The sequence below is a fragment of the Synergistales bacterium genome, assembly GCA_021736445.1.
Taxonomy (GTDB): domain Bacteria; phylum Synergistota; class Synergistia; order Synergistales; family Aminiphilaceae; genus JAIPGA01.
On sequence record JAIPGA010000003.1, the window covers coordinates 21,930 to 34,873 of the forward strand.

Consider the following 12,944-nt stretch of genomic DNA (forward strand, 5'->3'; position numbering starts at 1 on the left):
GACCGGCACTACTGCACTCCCTTGTCCACGGAGATCAGCACCTTTTTCATACTGTCCAGCTCCTCCAGCACCTTCCCCACACCATTGGCCACGCAGAACAGAGGGTCTTCGGCGATGGTCACAGGGATCTTCAGCGCCGACTGCAGGTAGGTCCCCAGTCCGCGGAGCAGGGCACCGCCGCCGGTGAGCACCAGCCCCTGATCCACGATATCCCGGGCCAGCTCGGGCGGGGTGCGCTCCAGGGCGTCCCGCACGAGGTCCTCGATATTCTGCACCGTGGGCTCCAGGGTCTCCCTGATCTCCTCGGAGGTGATGCGCACCGCCTTGGGCAGACCGTCCATGAGATCCCTGCCCTTGACCTCCATGGTCATCTCTTCTTTCAGGGGCACGGCGCTGCCGATGTTCTTTTTGATCTCCTCCGCGGTCACCTCCCCGATGCTCAGGGTGTACTGCTGCCGCAGCATGGAGACAATGGACTGGTCCATCTCGTCGCCTGCGGAACGCAATGAGCTCTTGATCACAATGCCGCCCATGGAAAGCACGGCCACCTCCGTGGTGCCCCCGCCGATATCCAGGATCATGTTGCCGGTGGGCTTGTAGATCTCCAGACCGGCACCCAGGGCCGCGGCGATAGGCTCCTCGATGACATAGGCTTCGCGGGCTCCGGCACCGAGGGTGGCATCGATAATGGCCCGCCGCTCCACCTCGGTGACACAGGCCGGGGCGCAGATGACGACCCGGGGATGGGAGAGAAAGCGGTGGCTCGTATTCACAAGGGACATGAAGTGTCCGATCATGACCTCTGTCATCTCGTAGTCGGCGATCACGCCGTGGAGCAGCGGGCGGACCGTCAGGACACCGTTGGGGGTCTTGCCGACCATCGCTTTCGCCGCCGCCCCCACGGCGATCACATCCTCCCGGTTTTTCTTTCCTGTTCTACGCAGGGCCACAGAGGAGGGTTCGATGGCTACGACGCCTTTGCCTCGAAGGTACACCACGAAATTCGCCGTTCCCATGTCGATACCCACATCTCTGCTCAGCAACCCTGAAAAACGTTTCAGCACGTCATCCCCTCGCTTTCATCCCACAAATGTCTGGGAACGGGATACATTTCGCCACCCGCAAGGATAAAATGATCAACCAGCTTGATATCCAGCACCGCCAGTTTCCGGGCCACATTGACCGTCAGCGTGATGTCGTCGCGGCTGGGCCGCGACGCACCGTCGGGATGGTTGTGGGCCAGGATCATGGCCTCCGCGCCGAGACGAACCGCCCGCCGCAGAAGGTAGGGCAGATCCAGAAAGGCGCCGTCGAGCCCGCCGTGGGAGAGCACCTCCCTGCCAAGCACCCTCTTCCGGCTGTCGAGGAAGAGGGAGAGGATGTATTCGCGCTCCGCCGCGGCATACTGCACGCTCCACTCCCGGATCTCCTGTTCCCATCCGGGAAGCGTCGCCTGTTCCTCCCGTTTCGCCGTCAGATACCGTCTGGCCAGCTCCAGGGCCGCGGCCAGATAGGCGGCCTTGGCCTTCCCCACTCCTTTGATGGAACGCAGCTCCTTCGGGGTGGCCCGCGCCAGTCCCTGGATGCCCCCAAACTCGCGGAGCACCTCCCCGGCGAGGTCCAGCACATCCCTGCCGGCGCCGCCTGTATTGAGGAGAATCGCGATGACCTCCGATACGCTCAGGGCACCCGGCCCCTGCCCAAAGAGACGCTCCCGCGGCCGTTCTTCGGCCGGAAGATCCTTGAAGGAAGACATGGGGGATCAACGGGGCCAGAAGGGGTTGGTGCGCCGCTCTTCCCCCAGGGTTGTCTCCGGCCCGTGCCCCGGATAGACGGCAATCCCGTCGGGGAGTGCGCCGTACCGCTTCAGGGAATCCCTGAGGGTCCGCTCGTCACCTCCGGGAAGGTCCGTGCGGCCGATGCTCATGGCGAAGAGGGTATCCCCTGAGAAGAGCGCCTGTTCGTCGCCTTCGGAAACGAGGAAGGAACAGCCGCCCGGCGTGTGTCCGGGCGTATGGAGCACTTCAACGGCCATGGCTCCCGCCTGGAGGTGGTTCCCGTCCTCCAGTGATTGCTCCGGCGGGGCGCAACGGCAATCCCGTCCCATGGCTGCGGAGAGGTTCTCCGAGGGATCGGCCAGCTTGGGCGCATCCTCACGGTGGATCGCCGCAGGCGCGCCGGTCCGGCTGCGGAGCCGCTCCAGGCCCCATATGTGATCGGCATGCCCATGGGTCAGAAGGATCAGTTCCAGGGCAAGATCCTCTTCGCCGATCAACATCAGCACCTCCTCGGGGTCACCTCCGGGATCGATGAAGCAGGCCTTCCTGCCGTCATCCCAGAGGAGATAGCCGTTGGTCCAGAGCGGTCCCAGGGGAAAACGCCGTATATTCACACCTGATTGCCTCCTTTACTGTCGATCATCAGCGTCACCGGCCCGCTGTTACACAGGCTGACACGCATGAACTCCCGGAACACACCTGTCTGTACAGGAATGCCGTCTTCGCGGAGACGGGCTACAAATCTATCGTAATACTCCTCAGCCTTTTCGGGAGGCGCCGCCCCCACAAAGGAGGGGCGCCGTCCTTTCCGGCAGTCACCGTACAGGGTAAACTGCGAAATCACAAGGGCCGACCCACCGATGTCCTTCAGGGAACGGTTCATCTTCCCCTTCTCGTCTTCGAAGATACGAAGACCCGGGATCTTGCCCGCCAGCCACTCCAGATCCCTGTCGCCATCGTCGACACCCACCCCGAGAAGGATGCAGAGCCCCTCTTCTATGGCCCCTTCCCGCCGCTGGTCCACCTCGACGTCCGCCCATTCGACCCGCTGCACTACCGCACGCATCCCGTCACCCCCGAACGACCTGCATAACGCCTGGCACGGCATTGACCTTTGCGATGACATGATAGAGATGTTCGAGATCACGCACCTGGATCTCCGCTGTCATCACCGCCCTGTTGGCTCCCTTGACGCTGGCCCTGACACCGACGATGCTCGCCTCCGCAGCGTTGATGGCCTGACTGATGTCGGCAAAAAGCGTCGGCCGGTCGCCGGCCTCGACGTTGATCCGCGCGGGATACGAGTGCGCCACCCTGTTCCCCCAGCTGACGTTCACCAGCCGGTCCCGGGCCGCATTCTTGATGTTGCCGCAATGCACATGGTGGACCGTGATGCCGCGGTTCTTGGTGACATAGCCCACAATAGGGTCACCGGGTACGGGGCGACAGCAGTTGGCGATGCTGACCAGAACCCCCTCGTCCCCTTCCACGGCGATTTCCGAATCGAATTCCCGCTTGTGCTCCGGTGTCCTGGTCTCGGGAAGCTCCTCGGGCTGCGCCGGCTTCCGGCTCTTTTGCACGACTTTGGAGGCCACCGCTTCGGGGTTCCTGTTGCCGCTGCCGATCTCCGCAAGGAGCTCATCGGCGTGGGCAAAGCCGTAGTCCCGGGCCGCCCGATTCATCTGGCCCTTGTAATCCTCCACCGCCCCGGAACCTTCATACCCCTTCTTGCGGAGCTCCCGGTCGATGAGCTCCCTGCCCCGGGAGACGCGGCGCTCCCGCTCGGCCCGCTCCTTCTGCCGGAAATAGGAGCGGATCTTGGATCTGGCACGGTTGCTTCGGACGACCTTCAGCCAGTCCCTGGAGGGATGTCCCTGCGGCGAGGTGAGCACCCGGACGATGTCGCCGTTCTGGAGGGTGTAGTCCATGGAGACGATTCGTCCGTTCACCATGGCCCCCACACACTTGTGCCCCACTTCGGTGTGGATGGAATAGGCGAAATCGATGGGCGTCGATCCATTCGGGAGGTTGACCACATCCCCCTGGGGTGTGAAGACGAAGACCTCCGAGGTCAGCACGTCCTCCTTGAGGTGCTCCAGAAAGGACGAGGGCTCCTCCGCATCGGACTGCTCCTCCAGGGCCTGACGCACCCAGGTGAGACGCTGGTCCAGTTCGTCCGTCTTGTTCCTCTTTTCCTTGTACTGCCAGTGGGCGGCGATCCCGTACTCGGCGATCTGGTGCATCTCCCAGGTGCGGATCTGCACCTCCAGCGGTTCCCCGCTGGGGCCCACCACAGTGGTATGCAGCGACTGGTACATGTTGTTCTTCGGGTTGGCGATATAGTCGTCGAACTGTCCCGGAATCGGCTTCCAGAGGGTGTGGACCGTACCAAGGACAGTGTAGCACTCGGTAATGGTGGAGACGATCACCCGTACCGCCAGGAGATCGTAGACCTGTTCCAGCGACAGGTTCTTGCGCTGCATCTTTTCGAAGATGCTGAAAAAGTGCTTGGCACGGCCCGTGATATAGATATCGATGTCCGAGCTTTTCACTCTCTCCTGCAGGGCGTTGATGGCGTCTTTCACCACCGCCTCGCGTTCGGGGAGTTTCTTGCGCACCCGACGGCGGATCTCATAGTACATGTCCGGATCCTGGATCTTGAACGCCAGGTCCTCCAGCTCGCGCTTGATCTGATAGATGCCCAGGCGATGGGCAAGCGGCGCGTAGATCTCCAGGGTCTCCTTGGCGATCCGGAGCTGCTTGTCCCGCCGCAGCGACTGAAGGGTCCGCATGTTGTGGACACGGTCGGCGAGTTTGATCAGGACCACCCGGATATCCTTGGCCATGACGATGAACATCTTGCGGAGATTCTCCGCCTGGTAGTCCTCGATGGACTTGAAGGGAAGCTTGCCGAGCTTCGTCACCCCGTCAACGAGAACCGCCACGTGGTCGCCGAACTTCTCGGCCAGCCGCTCTTTGGGAACGGCGGTGTCCTCGAGGATATCGTGGAGGATCGCGGCAAGCAGTACCTCCCGCTCAAGCTGCATCTCGGCGAGTATGGTGGTCACGCTGATGGTGTGGGTGGTGTAGGGGTCCCCGGAGGAACGCCACTGCCCGTCATGGGCATCGGCGGCGAAGACAAAGGCTTCACCGAGTTCGGCGAGCTCCCCGCTGTCCATATACTGGACAGCCTTGCTCCACAGCTCCTGCCAGACCAGCTTGAGCGACGCCACGCGCTGCTGTGCCGGAACACGGCCCATAAAGCTGTCGCGGAGCTTCTGCAGGCTTTTACCGGTGCTCTTCGCCCCTCCACTGGCACCAAGCGCGCCTACAGCCGACTGCGGTGCCTTGGAGCCCTCTTTTCTGTGCGAACCCACGATACTCCCCCCTGTGCCTGCCACGCAGGCCCCTCTTCAGGGAACAACAACCCCCTCCAGGACAAACTGCCGTTCTACGCTCCCCCTGAATGCGGACAAACGGGGTCTGTAGACCCAGCCCCGGATATCTGCAATCCCCTCCAACGCCTTTTTCCCGTTAAAGGCAAGCAGTTCCGCCGCCCCACAACGGACCGCCGCATGCCGTTCGCCCTTCCCAAGCGTACGCAATTCCGGTGTCCCACAGGCATCCACGTAGAACCGTGGAGGACTGTTGCCCATACCAAAGGGACCGAGACGCTCCAGATCGGCCACCTCTTCAAACTGGATCTCACCGGGAGGGACGGCGAGCACCTCTACTCCCCGCTCCTCAGGGACGATCGCTCCCAGTTCGGCTTCCAGTCGCTCCGCCACCTCTTCCCAGTGTTCCGGGAGTACGCTGAAACCCGCAGCCGCATGGTGCCCGCCCCAGGCCTCAAGCTGCGGATCCAGCGGCTCCAGGACATCCAGGGCATTCCCGCCTGGCGGAACACGGAGGGAACCGCGGATCAGCGGCCCCATTTCGGTAGCCAGCGCCACAGGTTGATTGTACGTTCCACAGATACGGCCCGCAATGCCGCTGAGCAACCCCGCGGGCCAGGCGTCCTCCTTGAGGACCTTTCGTCCCGCTTCGTAGAGAGGGGCGATCTCTTTGACCATGCGTGTGGAGAGGGTGCGGCGTTTCCTGTTGAGCTCCACCAGCCTGGAGACATGCTTCTCGAAACCTGGATTGTCCAGCAGCACCTCCACCGCCACGTCAGCCAGATGCATCCTGCCTGCCGCGTTGATCGAAGGCCCCAGCCGCATGGCGATATCCCGCTCCGTCATCCGCTTCGGGTCGATATACAGGGCTTTCATCAACAGGCCGAGACCGTTACGTCGGGGGGAACGCAGTCTCTCCAGTCCATCAGCGACCAGCGCACGGTTCAGCGGACCCAGCTCCATGCAGTCCGCCACCGTGGCCAGGGCGACCAGGTCCGTCTGTTCCTTCAACCAGGAACGCGGGACCACGGCATGCTGATACGCCCAGACCCAGAGAACCGCCGCAGCGCAGAGCCGGCGGGCCTCCAGCCGGGATTCCCGGACGAAGGGATTCACAATCTGCACACCCCGGGGGATCTCGCCCTCTCCGGGACGATGGTGGTCGAAGACCAGCACGGGGATCCCCGCTGCAGCCGCCACCTCCAGGGCCTGTTCGTCCCGCGTGCCGCAGTCGACGGCAAGCACCAGATCACATCCGCGCGAGACGATCTGCTTCATCACCCCGCTGTGCAGTCCGTAGCCGTCCCTGTTGCGATGGGGGATGAAGTACCGCACCGTTGCTCCGAGGCGCATACAGATCCGCACCGCCAACGCCGTGGCGGACACGCCGTCGGCATCGTAGTCACCGTAGACCACCACCTGTCGACCCGGACCCGCCCGGTTGGCGAGAAGCACGCTCTCGTCGCCGTCTCCAAGTCCCTGCAGGGAGGACACGGCCTCTTCCAGTGGAGGGGTGAAGAGATCCCGTTGCTCCGGCGCCCCGTCGCGACAGAGACGTGCTGCGGCCGCCACCAGAGGCGTCGTCCCCAGTTCCTCCGCGTCGCGCTCCGCCGTGCTGTCGATGGTCCTGTATGTGATCTCCCCGGCTTTCCAAAAGGCAAGCATGCGATCGGTCAGAAGCCGGTCAGCTGGATTCGCCCCGGCCCGGCTCTCCATCCTTCATGGTGCGTTCCAGCTGGTCCACCCGCTCCTGAAGCTGCTGGAATCGATCCTGCGGAACCAGGGGAAGGAGCGCCAGCACCCTGGAGAGCTCACTCCTGGCGCCTTCGAGAAGGACCTCCCGCCGCTCCCGCAACGTGGAGGCCATACCGTCGGTGATCCCCTGGACATCCTCGCGTGTCAGCCGTCCCTCCTCCACGAGGGGCTCGAGGTTTTTCCTGCAGGCTTCGACAGCCGATGACTGCACTCCGATGCCTTCCATGATCAGCTGCAAGATGGATTCCATACCGTTACCCCCTTTCTGTCGTACCACAGTATACCAACCTACGAAAAATGGGGACGATGGACCCCACCATCATCCCCATTGACAGGACAGAAGATCCTAACGCTCGGGGCTACGCTCGTACCACGCGCAGAGCACCCCTCCGGAGATGTAGATGGAGCTGTAGGTCCCCACCACGATACCCACCAGCAGCGCAAAGGAGAAGTTTGCGATCACCGGGCCGCCCCAGATAAAGAAGGCGAGCACGGGAAGGAAGGTGGTCAGCGAGGTGTTGATGGTCCGGGAGAGCATCTGGTTGATGGAGGTGTTGAGAAGCGGCGCGATGCCCCAGTTGCGCAGGAAGCGCCAGTTTTCCCGCACCCTGTCGAGAACGACGATGGTGTCGTTCAGTGAATAGCCGACAATGGTCAGGATCGCCGCAATGAAGGGAAGCGAGATCTCCCGCCAGGTGAGGCTGAACACACCCAGGGTGATGATGGTATCGTGCAGCAGCGCCAACACGCTGGATACGGCGAAACGGAAGCGGAACCGCACCGTAATATAGGCCAGTATCCCGATCAGGGCGATGGCGACGGCCAGAAGCGCCTCGTTGCGCAGCTGCTCCCCCACCACGGGACCCACCTTTTCCAGACGGAGGACATCCACATCGGGATGCTGTGTGCGGATCGCGGCAAGCGTCTGCTCGCGCACCTCCCCCTGGTGGCTCTGAAGGCGGATCAGGATCCCCCTGTCGCTATAGGCCTGAATCTGCGCGCCCTCCTGCCCGACATCGCCAAGCAGGGTGCGCATCTCGTCCACCGAGACCCGGGAGGGGAACTCCAGCTGCATCAGGATCCCGCCCTGGAAATCGATCCCAAGATTCAGCCCCCGCGTCACAAGCAGCCCAAGGCTGGCCACGATGAGCACGATACTCACCAGAGCCGACACCTTTCTGCCCTTCATGAAGTCTATATTCCAGTTGCGTGCAAACATGGGTCGCTAAACTCCTTTCGCTTCACTTCAACCTGGCGGCGTGCTTGGCGAGAAACGTTTGCAGCAGGACTCTCGTTACGAGCACAGCGCTGAACACACTGGCCACGATACCGATACTCAGCGTAACGGCAAACCCCCGTATCGGTCCGCTCCCGAAATAGTACAGCACCGCAGCCGCGATCAGTGTGGTGATGTTGGCGTCGAGGATGGTGGTAAGCGCCTTCCGGAAGCCGGAGTCGATGGAGGCGAAGGGGGTCTTTCCGGCTCGGATCTCCTCCCTGACTCGTTCGTAGATCAGGATGTTTCCGTCCACCGCCATCCCGATGGTAAGGATGATCCCGGCGATGCCGGGCAGTGTCAGCGTCGCTTTCAGGCTGATCAGGGCGGCGAAGACGAGGAGCAATGTGACGCCCAGCGCCGTGACGGCTGCGGTCCCCAGCAATCGGTAATACGCCAGCATGAAGAGGATGACCAGAGCGGCGCCGATGAGCCCGGCCCGGAGCCCGTCCTGGATGGAATCCGCACCGAGGGTGGGTCCGACCGACCGGTTCTCCAGGATCTCCACGGGCACGGGCAGTGCGCCGGCACGGAGCATGATGGCCAGGCGGCGCGCCTCGGAGGAGGTGAACTTGCCCGATATCTGGGCGTTGCCGCCGCTGATCCGTTCCTGCACCACCGGTGCGGAGACAACGGTACCGTCAAGAACGATAGCAAGCTGTTCGCCTACCAGCTCGCTGGTGGCCTGGTCAAAGAGCCTGGTCCCCTCGGCGTTGAACTCCAGGGTGACCACCGGGCGTCCCAGACTGCCGTAACTCGTGCTCGCATCCTTCAGCGACTTGCCGGACACCATGGTTTCCCCAAGCAGATAGGTGCGGCCCTGTTCGTCCCCGGCAACAGTCAGATCCGGATTGCCCTCGGCCCGCTCCTTCATCCGCTCGGCGTACTGTGCCGCTTCTTCCCTGGCCTGCTTCCACCGCTCCAGGGTCTTCCGGTAGGCCTCTTCGGAATCGTAGTTCTCCCGTTGCGGAGGCTCGGGCAGCGTCGGCGATGCCGACTCCACAGGCTTGAACTCCAGCAAAGCGGTCTTCCCGATCAGTTCCAGCGCGGCCTCCGGATCCTGCACGCCGGGCAGGTCGACGATGACCCGGTCTGTTCCGGAGCGCTGGATCACCGGTTCGGTGACACCGTACTGATCGATCCGGTTCCGCAGGACAGCCAGCAGCCGCTGGATACTGTCCTCGGTCACCGGGTTCTGGGGTGTGGATTTCGCCTTCAGGAGAATGTGCGCTCCGCCTTTGAGATCCAGTCCAAGGCGGATCTTGTCTTTAATCGGGAACACGGAAATCGCGGCTGCGGCTACGATAACAAGCACAAGCATCAGCCGCCAGCGATCACGTCTCAGCATTCTTTACCCTCCCCGTACCAAAACACCTGTCATCTGTGGTCCTCTCTATCCAACCGGATTCACGAAAAACGGAGTAGGCGCTGCCGCACCCACTCCGCAACAACACTCAGAGCCTACAGGCGGCTCACTAGTCTCCGCTTCCGCTCTCCTGCTCGGTCTCCTCCTCGGAGGATTCCTCCATGGCCTCCTCCTGGGCGCTGTCCATCTTGAAGGAGATAGAGGCTTTCATCACCCGGGCCTTGATGCCGTCGGCAATCTCAACGATGAAGCTGTCGCCCTTGAGATCCTTGACCGTGCCCCAGAATCCTCCGGCGGTGACCACCTTGTCGCCCTTCCGGATCGAGGCAAGCATCTCCTCGTGCTGCCGTTTCTTTTTCTTTTGCGGACGAAGAATCAGAAAATAAAAGATGACACCGAATAATACCAGAGGCATCAACATGCCCAGAACGCTGCCTTGCTGCTGCACTCAAACCGCCTCCCTTAGGTTGGTTCCCTTCATGGTCGCGAAACGAACAGGGCTTATTGTACCATGCACGGTGGAGAGAAAAAACACTCACGAAAATCTGCCGCAGGAAGCCGCGACTTCAGTCGTGGCTCGCTGACTCCTGCGCCTGTTTGAGATAGAAGAGCAGCTTCTCCAGTTCTACGGAGATATCGACGCTGTAGACAAGCACGTCCTCCGGCGCCACCACCGGCGTGGGGGAAAAGGAGAGTATCCCCTGGATCACCCCGCTTTCCGCGGCCTTGTCCACACAGGACTGCGCCGCATGGCCGGGGACGGTGAGGATCACCACCTCTATCTCCAGTTCCCGGATCCGCTGCGGCATCTCCTCTACATGGTAGCAGGGGATGCCGTGCACCTCGCCGCCCACCTTGCTCTCATCCACATCGAAGAGCGCATGGATATTGAACTTCTCGCTCCGCAGCGAATTGTACCCCAACAGCGCCTCGCCGAGGTGTCCCACCCCGACGAGGCCGATATGCCACACCTGCGGGGAAGCGAGGATCTCCCGTATGTGGGAATACAGCCGGTCCACATGGTAGCCGACGCCCCGCTTCCCGATCTCGCCGAAGTAGGAGAGATCCTTCCGGACCTGGCTCGCCTTGAACGCGAGGATCTCGCCGATATCCTGGGAGGAAACGACCTTGCGCCCCTCTTCGTGCAGTTGCTTCAACAGTCTGTAGTACTGTACCAGTCGTTCTACGGTGGGTTCTGCAATCTTCATTCAGCCGATTCCCCTTCCCCGTACCGCATTCTCGCCTGACTCGGGGACCGGCATTACCCCTTCAATGCCACCGTTTCGATTTCCACCTTCGCGCCCTTGGGGAGCGCCGCTACCTGGATAAAGGACCGCGCCGGGGGAGCATCGGCGAAACGCTTGCCGTACACCTCGTTGACCGCCTGGAAATAGGCGATGTCTGTGGCGAAGATGGTCGTCTTCACTACATTGTTGAAATCCAGCCCCTGGGATTCCAGCAGTGCGGCGATGTTCTCCATGGTTCGCACCGCCTGCTCCTCAACACCCTCACCTACAAGCTCTCCCGTCGCCGGGTCGAGGCCGACCTGCCCGGAGAGAAAGAGCATGTTTCCGGCCCACATCCCCTGACTGTAGGGCCCGATAGCCGCCGGAGCATTGTCTGTGGAGATTGCCTGTTTCATCGTTTGTCCTCCTTTTGCCGACATCCGTCAAAGAGCCCCGGAGGGGCCCCGTCCGATCCTCCTCTACGCCACTGCCGTGCGGTGTTCACCGCATCGTCGCTACCTGCAGCGGATTCGTTTCTTCCCGGCGAAGCCGCCCTGCATGCCGACCTCTTCGGCGATACGGAGCAGCTGGTTGTATTTGGCGACACGATCCATCCGCGCGGGCGCTCCCGTTTTGATCTGCCCCACACCGGTGGCCACGGCGAGATCGCTGATAAAGGCATCGTCGGTCTCACCGGAGCGATGGGAGACGACGGCACCGTAGCCGTTCCAGAGCGCCATCCGGATCACCTCCAGCGTCTCGCTCAAAGAGCCGATCTGATTGAGCTTGATCAGGATGGCGTTGGCGATCCCCTCATCGATCCCCCTGGTAAAACGCCTGGGGTTGGTGACAAAGAGGTCGTCGCCCACAAGCTGCACGTCGTTCCCGAGCCGCTCCGTCAGGGCGGCCCAGCCGTCCCAGTCCTCCTCGGCCATGCCGTCCTCGATGGAAATGAGCGGATAGTCCTCACACAGGCCCGCATAGTAGTCCACAAGCTCCTGGGGCGTCAACGTCGCCCCTTCGCCCTTGAACCGGTAGACACCGTCGCCGTACATCTCGTTGGCGGCGGCGTCTACGGCGAGACCGATCTGATCGCCCGGCGCATAGCCGGCCTTCCCGATGGCCTCCATCAAAAGGTCCAGGGCCTCCCGGGAACCGGCGAGGTCCGGAGCAAAGCCGCCTTCATCGCCCACAGCGGTGCTCATGCCGCGCTCGGCGACAATGGATTTCAGTGCAGCGTAGGTTTCCGTCCCCATCCGCAGCGCCTCGGCGAAGCTCCCGGCGCCGTGGGGGACAAGCATAAATTCCTGGATATCCACGTTGTTGTTGGCGTGCTCCCCGCCGTTGATCACGTTCATCAGGGGAACAGGCAGGACACCGCCGTTGAGACCGCCGAGCCATGCCCAGAGAGGGAGCTCCCGCTCGCGGGCGGCCGCTCTCGCCGTGGCCAGGGAAACCCCGAGGATGGCGTTGGCCCCCAGCTTGTCCTTGTTGTCCGTTCCGTCGAGTTCGATCATGGTATCGTCGACCTCGTGCTGGTCGGCGGGATCCATCCCCAGCAGCTCCGGCGAGATCAGCGTATTGATGTTGTCCACAGCCTGCTCCACGCCCTTGCCGCGGTAGCGTGTTCCGCCGTCCCGGAGTTCCAGTGCCTCAAAGGTCCCCGTGGAAGCTCCGGAGGGGACGGCCGCCCTGCCCACGATACCGCTGTCGAGCCACACCTCGGCCTCGACTGTAGGGGTGCCCCTTGAATCCAGGATCTCCCGTCCGTGTACACCTACGATATAACCCATCTCTATCCTCCCTGCTCTCTCCATTTCGAAGGCGCTATTCCTCCCAGGGAACACGCTCTCCGGAGACACGCCGCTCTTCGAGCACCTCGAAGGCTTTCGCCCCGCGCTTCAACTGTTTGTCGTCGGTTTCGACGACACGAACCACCAGCAGCCGTCTCGGATAGGCGATCTCGATCCGCGCCCCTTCCGTTACGGCAGTGGCGGGCTTGCCCTCCCTGCCGTCGATCCGGACCGCTCCGACCTCCACCATCTCACGGGCCCTGGCGCGCCGTTTGACGAGTCTGGAGCGCTTGAGGTAGAGATCCAGTCTCATGATTGCGCCTCTGTGCACGAACCGCGTGCAGTATAGCAAAGA

General features: G+C 62.4%; 14 protein-coding genes. All 14 read right to left on the bottom strand.

All coding sequences use genetic code 11. The features are described from left to right. Window positions 1–8: 8 nt before the first annotated feature. Window positions 9–1,064, bottom strand: coding sequence for a rod shape-determining protein (locus K9L28_01080; GenBank protein MCF7934926.1), 1,056 nt, complete (start codon window positions 1,062–1,064; stop codon window positions 9–11). Beyond that, window positions 1,058–1,756, bottom strand: coding sequence for a DNA repair protein RadC (radC, locus tag K9L28_01085; protein ID MCF7934927.1), 699 nt, complete (start codon window positions 1,754–1,756; stop codon window positions 1,058–1,060). Before radC ends, K9L28_01080 begins: the two co-directional genes overlap by 7 nt. 6 nt (window positions 1,757–1,762) lie before the next feature. After that, entirely contained in the window at window positions 1,763–2,392 is a 630-nt protein-coding gene (locus tag K9L28_01090) for an MBL fold metallo-hydrolase (protein MCF7934928.1), read from the bottom strand. Continuing rightward, the gene (dtd, locus tag K9L28_01095; GenBank protein MCF7934929.1) at window positions 2,389–2,844 is read right to left on the bottom strand and encodes a D-tyrosyl-tRNA(Tyr) deacylase; all 456 of its coding nucleotides are present in this window, start codon (window positions 2,842–2,844) and stop codon (window positions 2,389–2,391) included. Before dtd ends, K9L28_01090 begins: the two co-directional genes overlap by 4 nt. Before the next feature lie 4 nt (window positions 2,845–2,848). Further along, window positions 2,849–5,038, bottom strand: a complete 2,190-nt coding sequence (locus K9L28_01100) for a bifunctional (p)ppGpp synthetase/guanosine-3',5'-bis(diphosphate) 3'-pyrophosphohydrolase (protein ID MCF7934930.1) — start codon at window positions 5,036–5,038, stop codon at window positions 2,849–2,851. A gap of 153 nt (window positions 5,039–5,191) precedes the next feature. Then, complete coding sequence (locus K9L28_01105; protein MCF7934931.1) at window positions 5,192–6,889, bottom strand: DHH family phosphoesterase; 1,698 nt, start codon at window positions 6,887–6,889, stop codon at window positions 5,192–5,194. Further along, window positions 6,858–7,178, bottom strand: a complete 321-nt coding sequence (locus K9L28_01110; protein MCF7934932.1) for a hypothetical protein — start codon at window positions 7,176–7,178, stop codon at window positions 6,858–6,860. The genes K9L28_01105 and K9L28_01110 overlap by 32 nt, the downstream gene beginning before the upstream one ends. Window positions 7,179–7,274: 96 nt before the next feature. Beyond that, window positions 7,275–8,147 carry a protein translocase subunit SecF gene (secF, locus tag K9L28_01115; GenBank protein MCF7934933.1) on the bottom strand — a complete coding sequence of 291 codons (873 nt, stop codon included), beginning with the start codon at window positions 8,145–8,147 and terminating at the stop codon, window positions 7,275–7,277. 22 nt (window positions 8,148–8,169) lie between these two features. Beyond that, window positions 8,170–9,552 carry a protein translocase subunit SecD gene (secD, locus tag K9L28_01120; protein ID MCF7934934.1) on the bottom strand — a complete coding sequence of 461 codons (1,383 nt, stop codon included), beginning with the start codon at window positions 9,550–9,552 and terminating at the stop codon, window positions 8,170–8,172. A gap of 127 nt (window positions 9,553–9,679) precedes the next feature. Further along, window positions 9,680–9,991: a preprotein translocase subunit YajC gene (yajC, locus tag K9L28_01125; protein ID MCF7934935.1), complete on the bottom strand. Its 312-nt coding sequence runs from the start codon at window positions 9,989–9,991 to the stop codon at window positions 9,680–9,682. 145 nt (window positions 9,992–10,136) lie between these two features. Further along, complete coding sequence (locus tag K9L28_01130; protein ID MCF7934936.1) at window positions 10,137–10,778, bottom strand: redox-sensing transcriptional repressor Rex; 642 nt, start codon at window positions 10,776–10,778, stop codon at window positions 10,137–10,139. Between the two features lie 53 nt (window positions 10,779–10,831). Continuing rightward, window positions 10,832–11,212, bottom strand: coding sequence for a RidA family protein (locus tag K9L28_01135; protein ID MCF7934937.1), 381 nt, complete (start codon window positions 11,210–11,212; stop codon window positions 10,832–10,834). Between the two features lie 99 nt (window positions 11,213–11,311). Further along, entirely contained in the window at window positions 11,312–12,589 is a 1,278-nt protein-coding gene (gene eno / locus K9L28_01140) for a phosphopyruvate hydratase (protein ID MCF7934938.1), read from the bottom strand. Between the two features lie 34 nt (window positions 12,590–12,623). Further along, on the bottom strand, window positions 12,624–12,902 hold the full coding sequence (locus K9L28_01145; protein MCF7934939.1) for an RNA-binding S4 domain-containing protein: 279 nt from the start codon (window positions 12,900–12,902) through the stop codon (window positions 12,624–12,626). Window positions 12,903–12,944 lie beyond the last annotated feature (42 nt).

Coding starts and splice junctions, on each gene's coding strand:
- K9L28_01105 (MCF7934931.1), bottom strand. CDS start 6,889: ATGGAGAGCCGGGCCGGGGCGAATCCAGCTGACCGGCTTCTGACCGAT.
- dtd (MCF7934929.1), bottom strand. CDS start 2,844: ATGCGTGCGGTAGTGCAGCGGGTCGAATGGGCGGACGTCGAGGTGGAC.
- K9L28_01110 (MCF7934932.1), bottom strand. CDS start 7,178: ATGGAATCCATCTTGCAGCTGATCATGGAAGGCATCGGAGTGCAGTCA.
- K9L28_01135 (MCF7934937.1), bottom strand. CDS start 11,212: ATGAAACAGGCAATCTCCACAGACAATGCTCCGGCGGCTATCGGGCCC.
- secF (MCF7934933.1), bottom strand. CDS start 8,147: ATGTTTGCACGCAACTGGAATATAGACTTCATGAAGGGCAGAAAGGTG.
- yajC (MCF7934935.1), bottom strand. CDS start 9,991: ATGTTGATGCCTCTGGTATTATTCGGTGTCATCTTTTATTTTCTGATT.
- eno (MCF7934938.1), bottom strand. CDS start 12,589: ATGGGTTATATCGTAGGTGTACACGGACGGGAGATCCTGGATTCAAGG.
- K9L28_01130 (MCF7934936.1), bottom strand. CDS start 10,778: ATGAAGATTGCAGAACCCACCGTAGAACGACTGGTACAGTACTACAGA.
- K9L28_01100 (MCF7934930.1), bottom strand. CDS start 5,038: ATGGGCCGTGTTCCGGCACAGCAGCGCGTGGCGTCGCTCAAGCTGGTC.
- K9L28_01145 (MCF7934939.1), bottom strand. CDS start 12,902: ATGAGACTGGATCTCTACCTCAAGCGCTCCAGACTCGTCAAACGGCGC.
- secD (MCF7934934.1), bottom strand. CDS start 9,552: ATGCTGAGACGTGATCGCTGGCGGCTGATGCTTGTGCTTGTTATCGTA.
- radC (MCF7934927.1), bottom strand. CDS start 1,756: ATGTCTTCCTTCAAGGATCTTCCGGCCGAAGAACGGCCGCGGGAGCGT.